Source organism: Pseudomonas entomophila (assembly GCF_029193575.1).
Classification (GTDB): Bacteria; Pseudomonadota; Gammaproteobacteria; order Pseudomonadales; family Pseudomonadaceae; genus Aquipseudomonas; species Aquipseudomonas entomophila_G.
Map to the genome: position 1 here is coordinate 158009 of NZ_JARGCS010000056.1, position 18030 is coordinate 176038.

Consider the following 18030-nt stretch of genomic DNA (forward strand, 5'->3'; position numbering starts at 1 on the left):
ATAGCCACTCAAAGCGAAAAGCCAGTTTGGACCGATGTCAAAATGCCAATCGAAACCAAGGTGCCAGCCCAGATTCCGACCTCTCTCGATGCCTGGGTGAAGCTGCTCGACGGTGTCCGCGTACCGGTGCCGAAAGAAAGCTACGACCGCGTGATGGCGGCACTGAACGACAACCGCCGCTCACTGCGTGACATCGCCGAACTGATGCAGGATAGCCCGGCCCTGGTGTTGTGCGTGATGCGCGAGGCCAACCACCCGGCCAACGCCAGCCAGGCCGAACCTGCCGAAAGCCTGGAGATCGCCCTCAACCGCCTGGGCATGACCCGCATCGCCCAGTTGCTGACACGCCTGCCGGCCATCGCCGGTGACGACATCCCGCCGGTGCTGCGCCAGTTCCTGCTGATCAGCCAGCACGCCACCCAGCAGGCCAACGGCCTGTTCGCCAGCCGCCTGGCGCGGCTGTGGCAGGAAATCCACTGGGGCAGCCTGCTGTTCCTCTCGCCGCTGTGGGCCATGGCCCTGGCCTACCCCAAGCTGCTCGACGCCTGGGAGCTGCGGGTTATCCACAAGGGCGAGGAAGCGGCGCAGGTCGAGCATGAGCTGTTCGGCGTGCGCATCATGCAACTGTGCCAGGCGGTGGCCGAGCACTGGCGCCTGCCAGAGTGGGTGACCCAGGGCTACCGCCTGCTGCTGGAGGAGCGCGAGCAACTGGCGCAGATCCTCGCCATCGCCCGCGAACCGGACGGCTTCACCCAACAGCACCTGCTGGACGACACCCCGGCGCTGCGGCGCTGGTTCAACCAGCCGGCCAACACCGTGCTGCTGGCCAACGGCCTGGCCCTGTCGGCCCAGGTCGGCTGGGACAACCCGCACCTGCTGCGCTGGCAGTTGCTGACCGCGCTGTACCTGCAAACCTCGTTGGATGACGTGCAGCAGCAGGTCCACCAACAGGCCGCGGCCAGCGCCCGCCACCATGCCCGGCATGCGCTGTTCCACCCGGCCGAGGCCCTGATCTGGCCTTGGCACCAGCGCCGCCCGCACCCGGACATGCTCACCCCACCGCCGCCGCCACCCCATGACCTGGAGCGCTGGCGTACGCTGTGCGGCGACTTGCTGGCCCAGCCCAGCCCGTTCAGCAACGCCGTGCACCTGGCCACCCAGGCGCGCCTGGCCCTGCAGGCCTGCGGCCTGACGCGCATCCTGCTGCTGATGTTCGACAGGCCCCAGGACTGCCTGCGGGTGCAGCAGGCCAGCGGCGTGCCGCGCGAGGCCGCCGCCCTGGTGCTGCCACTGGCGCAGAACAAGCTGCTGCAACGCCTGATGAGCAAAACCGGGCAACTACGCCTGACCCCAGACAACCACGCCCAGTTCGCCACCCTGTTACCAGCACCGCTGCGCGCACTGTTCCCCGGTGAACACCTGTTGCTGCGCTCGCTGGCCGTGGGCGACCAGGTGCTGATGCTGGCCATCGCCGACCAAGGCGGCAGGCCGCTGGCCGATGTCAGCGTGCAGGCCTTTGGCAAGACTGCCCAATGCATCGAGCGCGCACTGGCCACCTTCGCCAACCGCAACGCCTGAGGCATGCGCTACAATCGGCCTCTTTCCGCCCTGGAGAACGTGGATGACTGACTTTTCCGGCCTGCCCCTTGTGATCGAAGCCGAGGACCTGCTGCCGCGCCTGGATTCGCCAGCGCTGATCCTGGTCGACCTGAGCAGCGCCAACCGCTACGTCAGCGGGCATATACCCGGCGCTCGCTTTGTCGAAGGTAAGCGCACCCAACTCGGTCAGCCGCCAGCGCCCGGCCTGCTGCCGGCACTGGGAGACCTGGAGAAGCTGTTCAGCGAACTCGGCCACCGCGACGACGCCGTCTACGTGGTCTACGACGATGAAGGCGGTGGATGGGCCGGCCGCTTCATCTGGCTGCTCGACGTGATTGGCCACAAGGGCTACCACTACCTCAATGGCGGCATCCAGGCATGGCCCGCCAACAAGCTCTGCGCCGAGGTGCCGTCACCCGCCAACACCCAAGTCCGCCTGCGCCTGCACAGCGAGCCGACCGCCACCCGCGAGTACCTGCAAAGCCGCCTGGGCGCCGATGACCTGGTCATCTGGGACGCGCGCGGCCCGCAGGAATTCAGTGGTGAGAAGGTCTTGGCCGCCAAAGGTGGGCACATCCCCGGTGCGATCAACTTCGAGTGGACGGCGGGCATGGACCTCAACGACCACCTGCGCATCCGCAAAGATATCGCGCAGGCGCTCGAAAACATGGGCATCACGCCAGACAAGGAAGTGATCACCCACTGCCAGACCCACCGCCGCTCCGGTTTCACCTACCTGGTGGCCAAGGCCCTTGGCTACCCACGGATCAAGGCCTACGCCGGTTCCTGGAGCGAATGGGGCAACCACCCGGACACGCCTGTAGAAGTCTGAATTCAAGGAATGCCAATGAAATCCCGCTTGTTCATCATCAGCCAGTACCTGCTGCCGCACCACCTGCTGTCGCGGCTGGCCGGCTGCGTCGCCGAGTGCCGTGCGCGCTGGTTCAAGAACGCCTTCACCGCCTGGTTCGCCAAGCGCTACCAGGTGAACATGGCCGAGGCACTGGTCGAAGACCTCACCGCCTACGAGCACTTCAACGCCTTCTTCACCCGCGCCCTGAAACCCGGCGCCCGCCCGCTGGACGAAACCCCGGGGGCGATCCTCTGCCCAGCCGACGGTGCGGTCAGCCAGCTTGGCCCGATCGAGCACGGTCGCATCTTCCAGGCCAAGGGCCACAGCTTCAGCGCCCAGGAGTTGCTCGGCGGCGACCCGGCGCTGGCCGCGCCGTTCATGGGCGGCGAGTTCGCCACCATCTACCTGTCGCCGAAGGATTACCACCGCGTGCACATGCCGCTGGCCGGCACCCTGCGCGAGATGGTCTACGTGCCAGGCCGGCTGTTCTCGGTGAACCAGACCACCGCCGAGAACGTCCCTGAGCTGTTCGCCCGCAACGAGCGGGTGGTGTGCCTGTTCGACACCGAGCGCGGGCCGATGGCCGTGGTGCTGGTGGGGGCGATGATCGTCGCCTCGATCGAGACCGTCTGGGCCGGCCTGGTCACCCCACCGAAGCGCGAGCTGAAGACCTTCCGCTACGACGAAGCCAGCCGTGCGCCGATCCACCTGGACAAAGGCGCCGAGCTGGGCCGCTTCAAGCTGGGCTCGACCGCCATCGTGCTGTTCGGGCCGGAGCAAGTGAAGTGGGCCGAAAGCCTTGGCGCGGGCTCGGCGGTGCGCATGGGCGAGCAGTTGGCACTGCCGACCCAGGGCTGACCCCGACGCAACGAAAAGGCCCTGCCTGATCATCTCAGGCAGGGCCTTTTTCATGGCGGACTCAACACCGCACGCTGGGCGAGCCCGCGCCTAGAGACCCAGCGCCGCTCTTGACGACGGCGCGAAATCTGAGCGGGCTTGCCCCGCGATGAAGCCGGTAAACCCACCATCACACCAATGGCTTACCTGGCCTCAGCCACGCGCGTCGCGGTCACGCCAGCCCAGCAAATACAGCACCCCATCCAGCCCCAGGGTCGAAATCGCCTGCTTGGCCGACTGACGCACCAGCGGCTTGGCCCGGAACGCCACGCCCAGCCCGGCCAGCGACAACATCGGCAGGTCGTTGGCACCATCGCCCACGGCAATCGTCTGCTCCAGTTGCAAGCCTTCCTTGTGCGCCAGCTCCTGGAGCAATTGCGCCTTGCGCTGGGCATCGACGATCGGCTCGACCGCAACGCCCGTGACCTTGCCGTCCACCACTTCCAGCTCGTTGGCGAACACGTAGTCGATCCCCAGACGCGCCTGCACCTGCTTGGCGAAGTAGGTGAAACCACCGGAAAGGATCGCGGTCTTGTAGCCCAGGCGCTTGAGTTCGGCGAACAGGTTCTCGGCGCCTTCGGTCAGGCGCAGCGAGGCGCCGATCTCGTCGAGCACACTGACATCAAGACCCTTGAGCAGCGCCATGCGCTCCTTGAAGCTGGCGCGGAAATCCAGCTCGCCACGCATGGCGCGCTCGGTGATTGCCGACACCTGCTCACCCACACCGGCGGCCTTGGCCAATTCGTCGATGACCTCGGCCTCGATCAGCGTCGAGTCCATGTCGAACACCGCCAGGCGGCGATTGCGACGGAACAGGTCGTCCTGCTGGAAAGCGATGTCGATGGCCAGCTCGGCCGACAGTGCGAAGAAATCCGCACGCAGGGCCTGGGCGTCGCTCGGCTCGCCACGCACGGAAATTTCCAGGCAGGCACGGCCTTTCTCGGTCAGGGCGTCCAGCGCCACGCGCGCGGACAAACGCTCGATGCGCTCGATGGTCAGGCCGTACTGGCTGATGACCGCGCTGACTCGCTGCAACTGCTCCGGGGTGACCTTGCGGCTGAGCAGGGTCACGATATGGCGGTTCTCGCCCTGGCTGTCGACCCAGTGCTGGTAGTCCGCCTCGGAGACCGGCGTGTAGCGGGCCTGCAGGTTCAGCTCGTGGGCCCTGGCCTGCACGCTTTGCAGCAGTTGGGTGGCCACCTCGTTGTCAGGGATGTCGACCAGGATGCCGAACGACAGGGTGCCGTGCATCACCGCCAGGCCAATGTCGAGGATGCTCACACCGCCCTGGAGCAGGACGCCGGTGATGGCCGCGGTAAGACCGGGACGGTCTTCACCAGTGATGTTGATCAGGACGATTTCGCGCAAGACCGGGGCTCCAACTCGATGAAAAATGCGCATTCTACCGATTTTCCATGACCATCGGGCGCTGGCAATACTTTGCCGACAAAACACGGGTCGCTATACTGCGCAGCAATTTATCGCCATGAAGAGCCGCGCTCTGTGAACCGGCCCACGCCTGTCAAAACCGACAATTTCTTTCTGATGATCTTCCGAGCCCTGCGTCAGCGACGCGTGCCCCTGGCATTGCGCATCGCCAGCCACAACATCTTCCTGGTGGCCATGGCCCTGGTGATATACGCCTGCGTGATGGGCCTGCAGTTCAAGCAGGCGATGCACGAGCAGGCGGATGCCGTCGGCCAGAGCCTGACCACCCAGACCGCCACCTCGGCGACCGAGCTGCTGGTGTCCAACGACATCCTCAGCCTCAACGTGCTGCTCGGCAACCTGGTGAAGAACCCATTGGTGGCCCACGCGGCGATCTACAGCGTGGACAACCGCATCCTCGCCGAAGCCGGCCAGCGCCCGAAGAACAGCTTGCTGGGCGAAGCCGAGGGCCTGTACCAGACCAAGATCACCTTCCAGGACGTCACCGCCGGCCAGTTGCGCATCAGCCTGGACATGAGCCAGTTCCAGCAGCCGATGCTGATCAGCCTGCAGAGCATGGGCATCCTGGCCGCCATCCTGCTGGCCCTGGCCCTCACCCTGAGCCTGCGCCTGGGCCGCTTCATCTCCACGCCGCTGCTGCAATTGCGCGTGTGGCTGCGCGACCCGCACCCGTACACCCCTGCCATCGAGCGCCAGGACGAGATCGGCGACCTGGCCCGCCAGTTGCACGCGCGCCTCGCCCCGCCGCCACCGCCGGAGCCCGAGGAAGACGACGACGAGGACGACTTCGCCGACCTGCACGAAGCCGAGGCCCCCGCCAGGGCTGCGCCGCGGGCCAAGCCCGTGGTGGCCCAGGATGACGAGGACGACGAGGCTTTCGCTGGCCTGATCGACGAGGACGAAAGCCCCGCCCGCCCCACCGCCACGGCCTCCAATGAGCCGCAGACCAGCGCCGTGCTGGCGGTTCAGCTGGGCTCCCAGGAGCAACTGCGTCGCCTGCCGCGCACGCGCCTGACCGAGCTGCTCGAGCGCTACCGCGACTGCCTGGACCAGGCTGCCTCGCTGTATGAAGGCGAAGTGCACACCCTCAACGACGGCAGCACCCTGCTGCTGTTCCATAGTCGCGACAGCGGCGAGGACTACCTGACCAACGCCATCTGCTGCGGCGAGCTGCTGCGCGCCCTGGGCCATGCCTTGCAGATCGAGGTGGCCGACAGCGGCATCACCCTGCAACTGCAATTGGGCCTGACCCTGGGCGACGACCTCCAGGGCCTGGACCAAGTCGACCTGCTGATGACCGAGAACGCCCAGGACGCCCTGGCGCTATCGCAGCACAGTCGCAACCTGTTGCTGGTCGAGCGCAAGGTCAGCGATGACGCGCTGATCCGCCAGCGCGCGCGCATCCGCCCGATCGCCAGCCCCGAGGGTGCCTGCTGCGTCGAGCGCCTGATGGAGCCCTACCCGTCGATGCTGGAGCGCCAGCTGGCGCGGATGCACGAGCGCCGCGCCTGAGAATGGCGCCCTTCCCCTCTAGGAACGGGCCTGTCCCGCGATAGGGCGGCCCAGTCAGACCTTACTGGCCCTATCGCGGGGCAAGCCCGCTCCTAAAGAGGGCAGCGCCGCCCAGGCATAAAAAAGCCCGCATCACTGCGGGCTTTTTTATGCCTGGTGTCATCTATCAGAACCGATAGACTTCCATATCCGTGCGAATCGGCGAAGCCATCGGGATCTTCGACTTCTCCGGCTCCTTCTTCACCTGCACCGGCGCTGCGGGTTTCTTCGGCGCCTCCTCGGCGATGGCCGGCTGGTTGGCCAACGGCTTGACCGTCGCGCTCAACTGCTCGGCAAGCTTCTGCAACAACTGCCCCTGCGCCTGCACCTGCGAGGCCTCAGTACCGGCATGCTGCTGTTCGAGGTGAACGATGCGGTTATCGCGTACATGACCACGGCGGTCGAGCACCCGCCACTGGGCATCAAGGATCGCCGGCTGGTTGCTGCCCGAGTCCAGGCGGGTGATCGACAGCAGCACCTGGACATCCGGGGTGAAGCCAGTGCTCGCAGGGGCCAGCACCACGCGCTGGCTGTCCAGGCGCCAGGCCAGTTGGCGAACCAGCAACTGGTCGATATCCGACGAAAGGCTGCCGGCCCAGCGACCGTCGGTCGCCGCAGTCAGGCTGCCATCGGTCTGGCGTTGCAGGAAGGTTTCACGTTGCAGGTAGTCGGCCACCGATACCGGGCCGAGCACCACCGCCATGCCCGCGGCTTGCGTAGGCTGGCCGGGGTCGCCGCTGTCGAGCTGGTACAGGGCGACCGGCTGGTGCATGCTGCACCCGCTCAAACCCAGCAAGCCCGTCATCAGCAGCGCAAATGGAAGGCGCAGAAATTTCATTCATTCCATCCAAGCGGCCGCCACTCGGCAACCGCAGTGATACTCATGTGGATTCCCACAGGCAACGGCCACGCCGCGCCCGCAAGGGCACTATCATCCGCGAAATAGCCCTCGGACTCCAGCATTTCCGCCTCGAACGACGCTGAAAACGCCGTTCCAGACGGATGACCAGATTATTCCGACCGCTCCACGAGCATGCCATCCACTCGCTGGAAACCGCGTGGCAATTTGCTACCACGACGACCCCTTTCGCCCTTGTAGTGCTCCAGGTCGTCCGGCTTGAGTGACAGGGTACGCTTGCCAGCTTGCAATACAAGGGTGGAGCCCTCGCCAATCACTGCAAGATCTGTGACAAATTCTTCCCGACTGGCCACCCGGTCGCCCGGCACGCCGATGATCTTGTTGCCCTTGCCCTTGCCCAACTGCGGCAGGTCGGCGACCTTGAACACCAGCAGGCGCCCCTCGGTGGTCACCGCCGCCAACCAGTCCTGCTCGCGATCGACCACCGGTCGCGGGGTCATCACCTTGGCGCCGTTGGGCAGGCTGAGCAGGCCCTTGCCAGCCTTGTTCTTGGCCTGCAGGTCCTCGCCCTTGACCACGAAACCGTAGCCGGCGTCGGAGGCCACCACGTACAGCGCATCGTCGTCAGGCAGCAGCACGCATTCGAAGGTCGCCCCCGGTGGCGGCGTCAGGCGGCCGGTCAGCGGTTCGCCCTGGCCACGGGCCGACGGCAAACTGTGGGCGGCGAGCGAGTAGCTGCGCCCGGTCGAGTCGATGAGCACCGCGAATTGGTTGGACCGCCCGGCGGCAGCGGCCTTGAAACCATCACCGGCCTTGTACGAGAGGCCCGTGGCATCGATGTCGTGGCCCTTGGCGCAACGCACCCAGCCTTTTTCCGAGAGCACCACGGTGACCGGCTCGGTCGGCATCAGCTCGTTTTCCGACAGGGCCTTGGCCTCGGCGCGCTCGACGATCGGCGAACGACGGTCGTCGCCATAGGTCTCGGCATCCTTGATCAGCTCGCTGCGCACCAGCTTGCGCAGCTTGCTGTCGCTGCCCAGCAGGGCCAGCAGTTGCTTCTGTTCCTTGAGCAGCTCGTCCTGCTCGCCACGGATCTTCATCTCCTCCAGACGTGCCAGCTGGCGCAGGCGGGTCTCGAGGATGTAGTCGGCCTGGATCTCGCTGAGTTCGAAGCGGGCGATCAGCGCCTGCTTGGGCTGGTCCTCGGTGCGGATGATGTGGATCACTTCATCCAGGTTGAGGAACGCGGTGAGCAAGCCTTCCAACAGGTGCAGGCGCTTCTCGACCTTGTCCAGGCGGAATTGCAGGCGGCGACGCACGGTGCCGATGCGGTACTCCAGCCACTCCAGCAGCAGCGCGCGCAGATTCTTGAGCTGCGGGCGACCGTCGAGGCCGATGATGTTGACGTTGACCCGGTAGGTGCTCTCCAGGTCGGTGGTGGCGAACAAGTGCTGCATCAGCTCGGCGGCGTCGACGCGGTTCGAACGCGGAATGATGACGATGCGGCAGGGGTTCTCGTGGTCCGATTCGTCACGCAGGTCGGCGACCATCGGCAATTTCTTGGCCTGCATCTGCGCGGCGATCTGCTCCAGCACCTTGGCCCCGGAGACCTGGTGCGGCAGCGCGGTGACGACGATATCGCCGTCCTCGACGCGGTATACCGCGCGCATGCGGATCGAGCCCTTGCCGCTTTCGTAGATCTTCAGGATCTCGCTGCGCGGGGTGACGATCTCCGCCTCGGTGGGGTAATCCGGGCCCTGGATGTGCTCGCACAGTTGTTCGAGGGTCGCCTTTGGCTCGTCGAGCAGGCGCACACAGGCGCTGGCGACTTCACGCAGGTTGTGCGGCGGCACGTCGGTGGCCATGCCCACGGCGATCCCGGTGGTGCCGTTGAGCAGGATGTTCGGCAGGCGCGCCGGCAGCACCTGCGGCTCCTGCAGGGTGCCGTCGAAATTCGGCACCCAGTCGACGGTGCCCTGGCCCAGCTCGCTGAGCAGCACCTCGGAGTAGCGCGACAGGCGCGCCTCGGTGTAACGCATGGCGGCGAACGACTTCGGATCGTCCGGCGCACCCCAGTTGCCCTGGCCGTCGACCAGCGTGTAGCGGTAGCTGAACGGCTGGGCCATCAGCACCATGGCCTCGTAGCAGGCCGAATCGCCATGGGGGTGGAACTTGCCGAGCACGTCGCCGACGGTACGCGCCGACTTCTTGTGCTTGGCATCGGCGTCCAGCCCCAACTCGCTCATGGCGTAGACGATGCGCCGCTGCACCGGTTTCAGGCCGTCGCCGATGTGCGGCAGCGCACGGTCCATGATCACGTACATGGAGTAGTTGAGGTAGGCCTGTTCGGTGAAGTCAGCCAGGGAGCGGCGTTCGACGCCGTCGAGACTGAGTTCCAGTGAGTCGCTCATGCGGGCCTCGTCATTTCAGGTTCTGGCGCAGCAGCATAGTGCCGCCGCGCTGGGTGAATTCAAGTTGTTTGAGGGCACTCATGCCCAGCAGTATCGTCTGGCCGTCCAGCCCGGGGACCACCACCGCGCGCACGTCGCGCAGGTGGATGTCGCCCAGTTGCAGACTGTCCAGCCGCGTGCGGTAGCCTTCGCTGCGGCCATTGGCGGTGCTCAGCAGCACCGGCGCGCCACGCGGCAGGTCGAGGTCACGGGCCAGCATGTCGGGGATCGCCACATCGGTGGCGCCGGTGTCGAGCATGAAATGCACCCCCTTGCCGTTGATCGCGCCGTCGGCGACGAAATGACCCTGGCCGTTGCCCAGCAGACGCACCTCGATGAACCCTTCGCCGTGCTCGGACTGCACCACGGGATTGGGATTCTGCTGGCGCGCTTCCCATTGCCCGAAGAAGCGCGTGGCAAGGAACATCGCCGCAGCCCAGGCAAGCACCATCAGCACCCGGCCCGCGCGCTTGCCTGGCGGCTGCTGGCTCACGGCTTGGCGCTCCAGCCACCGTCCGGCGCGGCGAAGCGCCAGACGATCGGCCGCGTCTCGCCATCGGCGCGGCTGCCGTTGTTGTTGTCCAGGCCGATCCAGGCGCCATCCTTGTCGATCACCAACGCCTCGGCCAGGCCAAAGGGCTGGTCGTAGCGCCGCGAATCCACCAGGGCATCGGCGGCGAACGACCAGCAGCGCTCCACCGCTCCCGTGTCGGCGTCTCGCCGGCAGATGCGGAAGGCATTGCGCTCCAGGGTGAACAGTTTGCCGTCGAACAACGCAAGGTCGGCGAAGTCCCGCGATAGCGCCCGCGAGCCAGGCATCTGCGGCGGCTGCATCTCCACCCCGGCCTCGCTGAGCAACACGCAGCTGCGCCCGCAGGTCCACACCGCCTGCTGGCGTTGCACCGCGATCAGGCCACGGCGCTCACGCTCGGCAGCCAGCCACAGGCGATCACCCGCAGGGTTGATCGCCAGGCCTTCGAACAAGGCATTGAAGTGCAGCAGCATGCCGCTGGCCCGCGCCTGGCGAACCATGGCCTGGTCGATGCGCAGCCAATCGGGTTGGCCTTCGGCGGGCACCTGCAGCACGGCGGCGTGCGCCTCGCTGACCAGATAGAAGTTACCGGCCTGGTCGCAGGTGATGCCTTCGTAGTCCAGCTCGCCACCGCGAATGAACGACACTGCCCAGTTGCGCGACTTCAGCCCCCACGGCAGGCCGCTTTCCGGCGGTGGGGGCGGGGTGAAGGCCAGCGCCTCGGCGCGCCATACGGCATCCTGCTGGTCGAACCGATAGATACGGTCGTCGTCGCGGTCGGAAACGCCCCACAAGGCGCCCCGGCACACGGCCAGACCCGACAGGTTGCCGCCGCGCATGCCCTCGATCGGGTGCTCGGCGGTCAACTTCAGCTCCGGCCAGTTGCCCGCCAGGCTCGGCAGTGCGAACAGCGCCAACCAGGCTGCGACCAGCAGACGAATCAAACCAGGACCTCGGCCAGGTTGCCTTTGGTCTCCAGCCAGTTCTTGCGATCGCCCGCGCGCTTCTTGGCCAGCAGCATGTCCATGATCTCGGTGGTGCCCGCCAGGTCGTCCAGGGTCAACTGCACCAGGCGCCGGGTGTTCGGGTCCATGGTGGTCTCACGCAGCTGTGGCGGGTTCATTTCGCCCAGGCCCTTGAAGCGGGTGACCTGCGGCTTGCCGCGCTTCTTCTCGGCCACCAGGCGGTCGAGGATGCCGTCGCGCTCGGCTTCATCGAGGGCGTAGTAGATTTCCTTGCCCAGGTCGATGCGATACAGCGGCGGCATCGCCACGTAGACATGGCCGGCCTCGACCAGCGGGCGGAAGTGCTGGACGAACAACGCGCACAGCAAGGTCGCGATGTGCAGGCCGTCGGAGTCGGCGTCGGCAAGGATGCAGATCTTGCCATAGCGCAGCTGCGACAGGTCGGTGGCGCCGGGGTCGACGCCGATGGCCACGGCGATGTTGTGCACCTCCTGGCTGGCCAGCACTTCGCCGCCGTCCACTTCCCAGGTGTTGAGGATCTTGCCGCGCAGCGGCAGGATCGCCTGGAACTCCTTGTCGCGCGCCTGCTTGGCCGAGCCACCCGCCGAGTCACCCTCGACCAGGAACAGCTCGGCGCGCATCGGGTCCTGCCCGGCGCAGTCGGCCAGCTTGCCGGGCAACGCCGGGCCCTGGGTGATGCGCTTGCGCTCGACCTTCTTGCTCGCCTTCAAGCGTCGGCCAGCGTTGCTGATGGCCAGTTCCGCCAGCTGCATGCCCAGTTCGGGGTGGCCGTTGAGCCACAGGCTGAAGGCGTCCTTGACCACGCCGGAGACGAACGCCGCCGCTTCGCGGGACGATAGGCGCTCCTTGGTCTGCCCGGAGAACTGCGGCTCCTGCATCTTCATCGACAACACGAAGCTGATGCGCTCCCAGACGTCCTCGGGCGCCAGCTTGACCCCGCGCGGCAGCAGGTTGCGGAATTCGCAGAACTCGCGCATGGCGTCCAGCAGGCCCTGGCGCAGGCCATTGACGTGGGTGCCGCCCTGGGCGGTGGGGATCAGGTTGACATAGCTTTCCTGGATGCTGTCACCGCCCTCGGGCAGCCACAGCAGCGCCCAGTCGACGGCTTCCTTGTTGCCGGCCAGGCTGCCGCAGAACGGCTCGTCGGGCAGGCGCTGGAACTCGCTGACCGAGTCGACCAGGTACGAGCGCAGGCCGTCCTCGTAGTGCCACTCGACTTTCTCGCCGGTGCCTTTGTCCTCGAAGCTGATCGACAGCCCCGGGCACAGCACGGCCTTGGCCTTGAGCACATGCTTGAGGCGGCTGATGGAGAATTTCGGGGAGTCGAAATACTTGGGGTCGGGGCTGAAGTACACGCTGGTGCCGGTGTTGCGCTTGCCAACGCTGCCGATCACCTCCAGCTCGCTGGCCTTGAAGCCGTCGGCGAAGGTCATCTGGTATTCGTTGCCGTCGCGCTTGACCCGCACACGGACCTGGCTCGACAGGGCGTTGACCACCGAGATGCCGACCCCGTGCAGGCCGCCGGAGAACTGGTAGTTCTTGTTGGAGAACTTGCCGCCGGCGTGCAGCTTGGTGAGGATCAGCTCGACCCCGGACACGCCCTCTTCGGGGTGGATGTCCACCGGCATGCCGCGGCCGTCGTCGCACACCTCCAGCGAATGGTCGGCATGCAGGATGACCTGCACCGCGCGGGCGTGGCCAGCCAGGGCTTCGTCGACGCTGTTGTCGATGACTTCCTGGGCCAGGTGGTTGGGCCGGCTGGTGTCGGTGTACATGCCCGGCCGCTTGCGGACCGGGTCAAGGCCGGAGAGGACTTCGATGGCGTCTGCGTTATAGGCGCTAGCGCTGGGAGTGGCCATGGGTTCTCGTCGTCAGTCTGGTGAATGCGAAAAAGTCAAAATACAGAAAAATCGAGCGCCGCATATTGCCCGCGGGCAACGCCGGCGAAGGCCAGCAGGGCCGGCAACTGCGTGGCGAAGCCCTGGAAGCTGTGGTCGCCGCCGGCCTGGATGCGCAGGGCACAGGCCCGGTAATAGCGCTCGGCATGGCGATAGTCCAGTGTTTCATCGGCGGTCTGCAACCACACTTGATAGCGGGCGGCGTCCTGGGGTGGCGGCACCTCCAGTTCGGCCAGGGCCTGCACATGGTCGAGGGTCAGCTCCCAGGTCTCGTCGGTGTAGAGGTTGCGCTGGGTGCCGAGGTAGCCGTCGAACAGCAGGTGCGGCCTGACCGCCGGGTTGACCAGCAGGGCCTTGAGGCCATGGCGCTCGGCAAGGTGAGTGGCATAGTAGCCGCCGAGCGAACTGCCGACCAGCAGGGGTGCGCCGAGCTCAGTGATGACGGCTTCGAGCTGGGCGATGGCCTGGCGCGGGTGATGGTGCAGGGCCGGTACCCGCAGGCGGTCGGCCAGGCCAAGCTGCTGCATCACCGCTTCCAACTGACGCGCCTTCATCGACAGCGGCGAGCTGTTGAAGCCATGGATATAGAGGATGGAACCCGACATGCTGCCCCCGGAATCTGTGGCTTCGCGCCCATTGAATGGGGCGCAGGGACGCGCAGTGTAGCGTGTTCGCCGGGTTTTGGCGCAGGGCTGGGATTTTCGCAACACAATCTTCAAATTGAGCGCCATCCCCGGTAGGCGCAGGCTTGCACCGCGCCCTGGCGTATTCAATAGCCAGGGCTGTTGAAGTCCAGCGTCACCCTGAAGTCCCGCGCCCGCTCCACCCCCGTCTCCAGCCGCCCGTCCGCGTGCAGGCGCAGCCAGCGGTAGCCTGGCGGCTCCTCGCTGACCTTGAAGTCCTCGCTGCGCGCGGCGAACTGGATGCAGGTCGACGGCGTGGCCAGCAGGCGCAGGCCGTCGCGCCGCTCATCCCATTCCTGGTGGATATGCCCCCAGAGCAGCGCCTTCACATGCGGGTGACGGCGTAGCCGGTCGAACAGCTCATCGGCGTTGCGCAGGCCGATCGGCGCGATCCAGGCGCAGCCGATGTCCACCGGTTGGTGGTGGCAACATACCAGGCAATGGCGCGCGCCCGCGCCTGCCAACGCGGCATCCAGCGCGGCCAGTTGCGCAGGCGCCAGGAAACCGTGGGTCGCCCCAACCACCGCCGAGTCGAGCATGACGATGCGCCAGGCGCCGATATCGGTCACCGTCCGTACCAGCGACGGCGCCACCTCGGCCATCACCCGCGCCTCGTCGTGGTTGCCCGGCAGCCAGCGGGTCGGCGCCTCGAACACCGCCGTCAGCTCGCGGAATGCCTCGTAGGACGCCACGCTGCCATCCTGGGACAAATCCCCCGTGCACAGCAGCAGGTCGATGCGCGGCTGCTCCCGCCGCACCTGGCCAATCACGTGGCGCAGGCTGTCACGGGTGTTGAGGCCCAGCAAAGTGCCCGCCGGGTCGGCGAACAGGTGGGCGTCGGTCAGTTGCACCACGTGGACGGGTGCCGGGGCGGGGGAATGGTCTGGCTGGGCCAACGGCCGTCTCCTCGGTCGGATTCAGCGCGATTATGGCGTGGGAATGGTTTCGAGCAAACACTCGAAACCGATCGCCATCACATTTCAGCGCACGGTTTCCAGCTCGTGGCCGCAGGCCAGGCAGTGGCTCAGCCACTCGCCGAGGAACAGGTTGAGCTGGGCCTTTTCGTCGGGCTGGTGCATCGCCGCGTTGGGGTAGGGGTAGATGCTGCGCAGCCGACGGGTGTGCTCGGCGCTGACCACCTCGGCCATGCGCGCGTCGTGGTACACCTGCACCTCCAGTTGCGGCACCGGCAGCCAGGGCAGGCTGTGCTCCTGGCGCACGCGCAAGGTCGTGGTGTAGGGGCAGGCCAGCAGCACGTCGAGGGCCAGCACGCCGAGCACTTGGTCGCCCTGGGCCATGCCGATGCGCCGCGAGCTTTGCGTGCTGCGCATCTCCGGCAGCAGGCGCATCAGCCGCGCGTAGTTGGCCTCGCAGGCCGCCTGCAGGCCCGCGAGGTCGACCCGGTAGCGCTCGCGCAGCAGGTTCACTTCCACATCCCCCGCACTTCGTCGCGGTTCAGCGCCAGCCATTGCAGGGCGATGATGCTCGCGGCGTTGGCGATGCGCCCGTCGCGCACCGCTTGCAGGGCATCCTCGAACGACCAGACACGCACGCGGATATCCTCGCCCTCCTCCTCCAGCCCGTGCAGGCCGCCGGCGCCTTCGCTGCTGCAACGACCAAGGAACAGGTGGACGAATTCATCGCTGCCGCCGGGCGAAGGGAAATAGCGGGTCATCGGCCACAGCGCGCCGAAGCTCAGACCGGCCTCTTCCTCGGCCTCACGGTGCGCGACTTCCTCGGGCTGTTCGTCCTTGTCGATCAGCCCGGCGACCAGCTCGATCAGCCAAGGGTTGTCGGTCTTGCCCAGGGCGCCGACGCGGAACTGCTCGATCAGCACCACCTCGTCGCGCAGTGGGTCGTAGGGCAGCACGCAGACCGCGTCGTGGCGCACGAACAGCTCGCGGCTGATCTCGCGGCCCAGGCCCCCGGCGAACAGCTCGTGGCGCAGGCGCACCCGGTCGAGCTTGTAGAAGCCCTGGAAGCAGTTGGTGCGTTCGACGATCTCGACCGCCTGGGGCACCGAATTCAACGTGTCTGACATGGGAGTCCTCATTACCTCGTTTGCCGCATCGCGCCATCCTACTCTGCGTGTCGTCGCGTTTCATCCCCTTGAGGCGACCGTTCGGGCAGGCGGGACAGGCCGCCCTCTCTTTGATAGCTTAGTGGCGAACCGACGGCCGTGCCGACGGTCCAAGGCCGACTATCCAAGTTCTGCAAGGATCAACATGACGCTCGTCAAACTGACTGCCGTGGCCCTGCTGGCGCTGACCCTCGGCGCCTGCCAGAGCCTGTTCGCGCCCAACTACCGGGCCCCGCTCGAAGTCAAGCGCGACGCCTGGGAGCACATCAAGCCCGGCTGCGGCGAAAGCGACTGCCCACTGGTGAACATCGACACCGTGCACTTCCCGGCGCTGCCCAAGCTCGACGCCATCGTCGAGCGCAACCTGCTGCAACTGACCGAGGACAACCAGCGCGGCAGCGCGCCGACCACCCTGCAAGCCTACGAACAGCAGTACCTGGCCAACGCGCAGAAGCGCAACAGCAGCTACCTGCAAGCCAAGGTACGCGAGCAGCATGACGGGCTGGTGATCATCGAGCTGTCCAGCTACCTCGACAGCGGCGGCGCCCATGGCATGCCCGGGCGCGCCTTCCTCAACTACTCGCGCAAGCTCGACAAGGTGCTGACCCTGCAGGACATGCTGCTGCCCGGCCAGGAAGAGACCTTCTGGAAGACCGTCGAGGAATCCCACCGCGCCTGGCTGATCAGCACCGGCATGGACAAGGACGCCGAGTTCGTGAAGACCTGGCCGTTCAAGCGCTCGCCGCACGTCGCCCTGACGTACGGCGCGGTGGTAGTCAAGTACGAGGTGTATGCCATCGCGCCCTACTCCATGGGCCACGTGGAGCTGAAACTCCCCTATCCGCGCCTGAACGGCGTGCTCAAGCCTGAGCTGTTTCCCGGCCGCGGCTGAGGCTTAGCAACCCCTGCAGCCCCCCTGCCAGCAGCAATGCTGGCAGGGTCGCGCCGAACTCAGGCGCCCCGTTGGCGATCAGGTGATAGGCCGCCACCCCCACCGCCCAGGCCAGCAGCGCCTGCCAATGCAAGCCCCCCACCCGCGCCGGCGCGCGACGGCGACGGATCACGAAGTGGTCCACCAGCACCACGCCGAACAGCGGCGCGAACACCGACCCGATCAGCAGCAGGAAATTCTGGTACTGGGCCAACGGCGCCAGCAGGGCGATCAGCGTGCACAGCAAGCCGATGGCCAGCGCCAGGTGCTCGACCTTCAATTTGACCAATAGCCCGGTGGACACCGCCGCCGAGTGGATGTCGGCGAAGGCGTTCTCCGACTCGTCGAGCAGAATCAGCAGCAGCGGGATGCCCAGCCCGGCACCGGCCAGCGCCAACAGCAAGGCATTGACCTCGCCACTGGGGGCGAAGGCCAGGGTATAGGCCACGCCCAGGCTCATCAGCCAGGCATTGCCGAGGAAGAAACCGAGTGCCGTGCCACCGAAGACCCGGCTGGCACGTTGACCGAAGCGCGAGTAGTCGGCGATCAGCGGCAGCCACGAAAGCGGCATGGCGATGACGATGTCGAAGCCCACCGCCAGCGACAGCGAACCATCACCGCCGCGACGCCAGAGGTCGGCCAGGTCGGCCTTGGCGAACAGGTTCCAGGTCAGCCACAGGCAGGCGCCAAGCAGCAGCCAGATGCCCCACTTGCGCAGCACCTTGCGCACGAAGGCCAGCGGCCCGCTGACCGCCAGCAGGGTGGCCAGGGCGCCGAAGCACAGGGTCCACAGCAGCGGGCTGCTCCAGGTGCTGCCTTCGCCGAACGCGCGGCTGCCGAGCAGGCTGGCCGCGTCACGCATGACGATGATCTCGAACGAGCCCCAGCCCACCAGTTGCAACAGGTTGAGCAGCGCCGGCAAGCCAGCGCCGTGGCGCCCCAGGGTCAGGCGCAGGCTGCCCATGGCCGACAGGCCGGTGTCACTGCCGATCACCCCCGCCGCCGCCAGCAGCAGCACGCCGACCGCCGTGCCGAGCACGATCGCCAGCAGCGCGCCGGCCAGGCCCAGGCCAGGGGCGAGCAAAGCGCCGACCTGCAGGACCATCAGGCCGATGCCCAGGGAGAACCACAGGGAGAACAGGTCGCGAGCACCGAACAGGCGCTGGCTGGAGGGGACCGGATGGTCGGGGGAGAAATGGCTGTTCATTATTGATCTTCGCCGAGAATTTGGATTGGCCACGCCCCCTGTAGGCGCGGGCTTG

16 protein-coding genes are annotated in these 18030 nt (G+C 66.6%); 5 read left to right on the forward strand and 11 right to left on the reverse strand.

The window, feature by feature from the left end; all coding sequences use genetic code 11:
* Positions 1 to 42 precede the first annotated feature (42 nt).
* From P0Y43_RS24520 to asd, 3 genes are read left to right on the forward strand one after another with little or no spacing between them, the layout of a single operon-like run.
* The gene (locus P0Y43_RS24520) at positions 43 to 1578 is read left to right on the forward strand and encodes an HDOD domain-containing protein (RefSeq protein WP_275639834.1); all 1536 of its coding nucleotides are present in this window, start codon (positions 43 to 45) and stop codon (positions 1576 to 1578) included.
* Between the two features lie 43 nt (positions 1579 to 1621).
* A complete protein-coding gene (locus tag P0Y43_RS24525) occupies positions 1622 to 2431 on the forward strand; it encodes a rhodanese-like domain-containing protein (RefSeq protein WP_275639835.1) in 810 nt (269 codons plus the stop codon).
* A gap of 9 nt (positions 2432 to 2440) precedes the next feature.
* On the forward strand, positions 2441 to 3310 hold the full coding sequence (gene asd / locus P0Y43_RS24530; protein ID WP_275639836.1) for an archaetidylserine decarboxylase: 870 nt from the start codon (positions 2441 to 2443) through the stop codon (positions 3308 to 3310).
* A 192-nt stretch (positions 3311 to 3502) separates the two neighbouring features.
* Here the strand turns inward: asd and serB are convergent, their stop codons facing one another.
* Entirely contained in the window at positions 3503 to 4717 is a 1215-nt protein-coding gene (gene serB / locus P0Y43_RS24535; protein WP_275639837.1) for a phosphoserine phosphatase SerB, read from the reverse strand.
* A 135-nt stretch (positions 4718 to 4852) separates the two neighbouring features.
* Here serB and P0Y43_RS24540 point away from each other — a divergent pair, with 135 nt between their 5' ends.
* Entirely contained in the window at positions 4853 to 6310 is a 1458-nt protein-coding gene (locus P0Y43_RS24540) for a histidine kinase (RefSeq protein ID WP_275639838.1), read from the forward strand.
* Positions 6311 to 6476: 166 nt separating this feature from the next.
* Here the strand turns inward: P0Y43_RS24540 and P0Y43_RS24545 are convergent, their stop codons facing one another.
* The 9 genes from P0Y43_RS24545 to P0Y43_RS24585 all read right to left on the reverse strand — a co-directional run bounded on the left by P0Y43_RS24545 (position 6477) and on the right by P0Y43_RS24585 (position 15798).
* Positions 6477 to 7187 (reverse strand): PqiC family protein, encoded by a 711-nt coding sequence (locus P0Y43_RS24545; protein ID WP_275639839.1) that lies wholly within the window; start codon positions 7185 to 7187, stop codon positions 6477 to 6479.
* A gap of 173 nt (positions 7188 to 7360) precedes the next feature.
* Positions 7361 to 9619 (reverse strand): DNA topoisomerase IV subunit A, encoded by a 2259-nt coding sequence (gene parC, locus P0Y43_RS24550; protein WP_275639840.1) that lies wholly within the window; start codon positions 9617 to 9619, stop codon positions 7361 to 7363.
* 10 nt (positions 9620 to 9629) lie between these two features.
* On the reverse strand, positions 9630 to 10151 hold the full coding sequence (locus P0Y43_RS24555) for a retropepsin-like aspartic protease family protein (protein ID WP_275639841.1): 522 nt from the start codon (positions 10149 to 10151) through the stop codon (positions 9630 to 9632).
* On the reverse strand, positions 10148 to 11134 hold the full coding sequence (locus P0Y43_RS24560) for an esterase-like activity of phytase family protein (RefSeq protein WP_275639842.1): 987 nt from the start codon (positions 11132 to 11134) through the stop codon (positions 10148 to 10150). Before P0Y43_RS24560 ends, P0Y43_RS24555 begins: the two co-directional genes overlap by 4 nt.
* Complete coding sequence (gene parE, locus P0Y43_RS24565) at positions 11131 to 13035, reverse strand: DNA topoisomerase IV subunit B (protein ID WP_275639843.1); 1905 nt, start codon at positions 13033 to 13035, stop codon at positions 11131 to 11133. The genes P0Y43_RS24560 and parE overlap by 4 nt, the downstream gene beginning before the upstream one ends.
* Positions 13036 to 13070: 35 nt before the next feature.
* Positions 13071 to 13679, reverse strand: coding sequence for a YqiA/YcfP family alpha/beta fold hydrolase (locus P0Y43_RS24570; RefSeq protein ID WP_275639844.1), 609 nt, complete (start codon positions 13677 to 13679; stop codon positions 13071 to 13073).
* 164 nt (positions 13680 to 13843) lie between these two features.
* A complete protein-coding gene (cpdA, locus tag P0Y43_RS24575) occupies positions 13844 to 14653 on the reverse strand; it encodes a 3',5'-cyclic-AMP phosphodiesterase (RefSeq protein ID WP_275639845.1) in 810 nt (269 codons plus the stop codon).
* Between the two features lie 84 nt (positions 14654 to 14737).
* Positions 14738 to 15190 (reverse strand): DUF1249 domain-containing protein, encoded by a 453-nt coding sequence (locus tag P0Y43_RS24580; protein ID WP_275639846.1) that lies wholly within the window; start codon positions 15188 to 15190, stop codon positions 14738 to 14740.
* Complete coding sequence (locus tag P0Y43_RS24585) at positions 15181 to 15798, reverse strand: NUDIX domain-containing protein (protein WP_275639847.1); 618 nt, start codon at positions 15796 to 15798, stop codon at positions 15181 to 15183. The genes P0Y43_RS24580 and P0Y43_RS24585 overlap by 10 nt, the downstream gene beginning before the upstream one ends.
* Positions 15799 to 15982: 184 nt before the next feature.
* Here P0Y43_RS24585 and P0Y43_RS24590 point away from each other — a divergent pair, with 184 nt between their 5' ends.
* Positions 15983 to 16729 (forward strand): RsiV family protein, encoded by a 747-nt coding sequence (locus tag P0Y43_RS24590; RefSeq protein WP_275639848.1) that lies wholly within the window; start codon positions 15983 to 15985, stop codon positions 16727 to 16729.
* Here P0Y43_RS24590 and cytX read toward each other — a convergent pair.
* Positions 16698 to 17975 carry a putative hydroxymethylpyrimidine transporter CytX gene (cytX, locus tag P0Y43_RS24595; protein WP_275639849.1) on the reverse strand — a complete coding sequence of 426 codons (1278 nt, stop codon included), beginning with the start codon at positions 17973 to 17975 and terminating at the stop codon, positions 16698 to 16700. The two genes, P0Y43_RS24590 and cytX, sit on opposite strands and share 32 nt — an antisense overlap.
* Between the last annotated feature and the right edge of the window lie 55 nt (positions 17976 to 18030).

What these genes read in the sequence shown, in the direction of transcription:
- P0Y43_RS24520 (WP_275639834.1), top strand. Translation starts at nt 43, where the DNA reads ATGCCAATCGAAACCAAGGTGCCAGCCCAGATTCCGACCTCTCTCGAT.
- P0Y43_RS24525 (WP_275639835.1), top strand. Translation starts at nt 1,622, where the DNA reads ATGACTGACTTTTCCGGCCTGCCCCTTGTGATCGAAGCCGAGGACCTG.
- asd (WP_275639836.1), top strand. Translation starts at nt 2,441, where the DNA reads ATGCCAATGAAATCCCGCTTGTTCATCATCAGCCAGTACCTGCTGCCG.
- P0Y43_RS24545 (WP_275639839.1), bottom strand. Translation starts at nt 7,187, where the DNA reads ATGAAATTTCTGCGCCTTCCATTTGCGCTGCTGATGACGGGCTTGCTG.
- parC (WP_275639840.1), bottom strand. Translation starts at nt 9,619, where the DNA reads ATGAGCGACTCACTGGAACTCAGTCTCGACGGCGTCGAACGCCGCTCC.
- parE (WP_275639843.1), bottom strand. Translation starts at nt 13,035, where the DNA reads ATGGCCACTCCCAGCGCTAGCGCCTATAACGCAGACGCCATCGAAGTC.
- P0Y43_RS24570 (WP_275639844.1), bottom strand. Translation starts at nt 13,679, where the DNA reads ATGTCGGGTTCCATCCTCTATATCCATGGCTTCAACAGCTCGCCGCTG.
- P0Y43_RS24585 (WP_275639847.1), bottom strand. Translation starts at nt 15,798, where the DNA reads ATGTCAGACACGTTGAATTCGGTGCCCCAGGCGGTCGAGATCGTCGAA.
- P0Y43_RS24590 (WP_275639848.1), top strand. Translation starts at nt 15,983, where the DNA reads ATGACGCTCGTCAAACTGACTGCCGTGGCCCTGCTGGCGCTGACCCTC.
- cytX (WP_275639849.1), bottom strand. Translation starts at nt 17,975, where the DNA reads ATGAACAGCCATTTCTCCCCCGACCATCCGGTCCCCTCCAGCCAGCGC.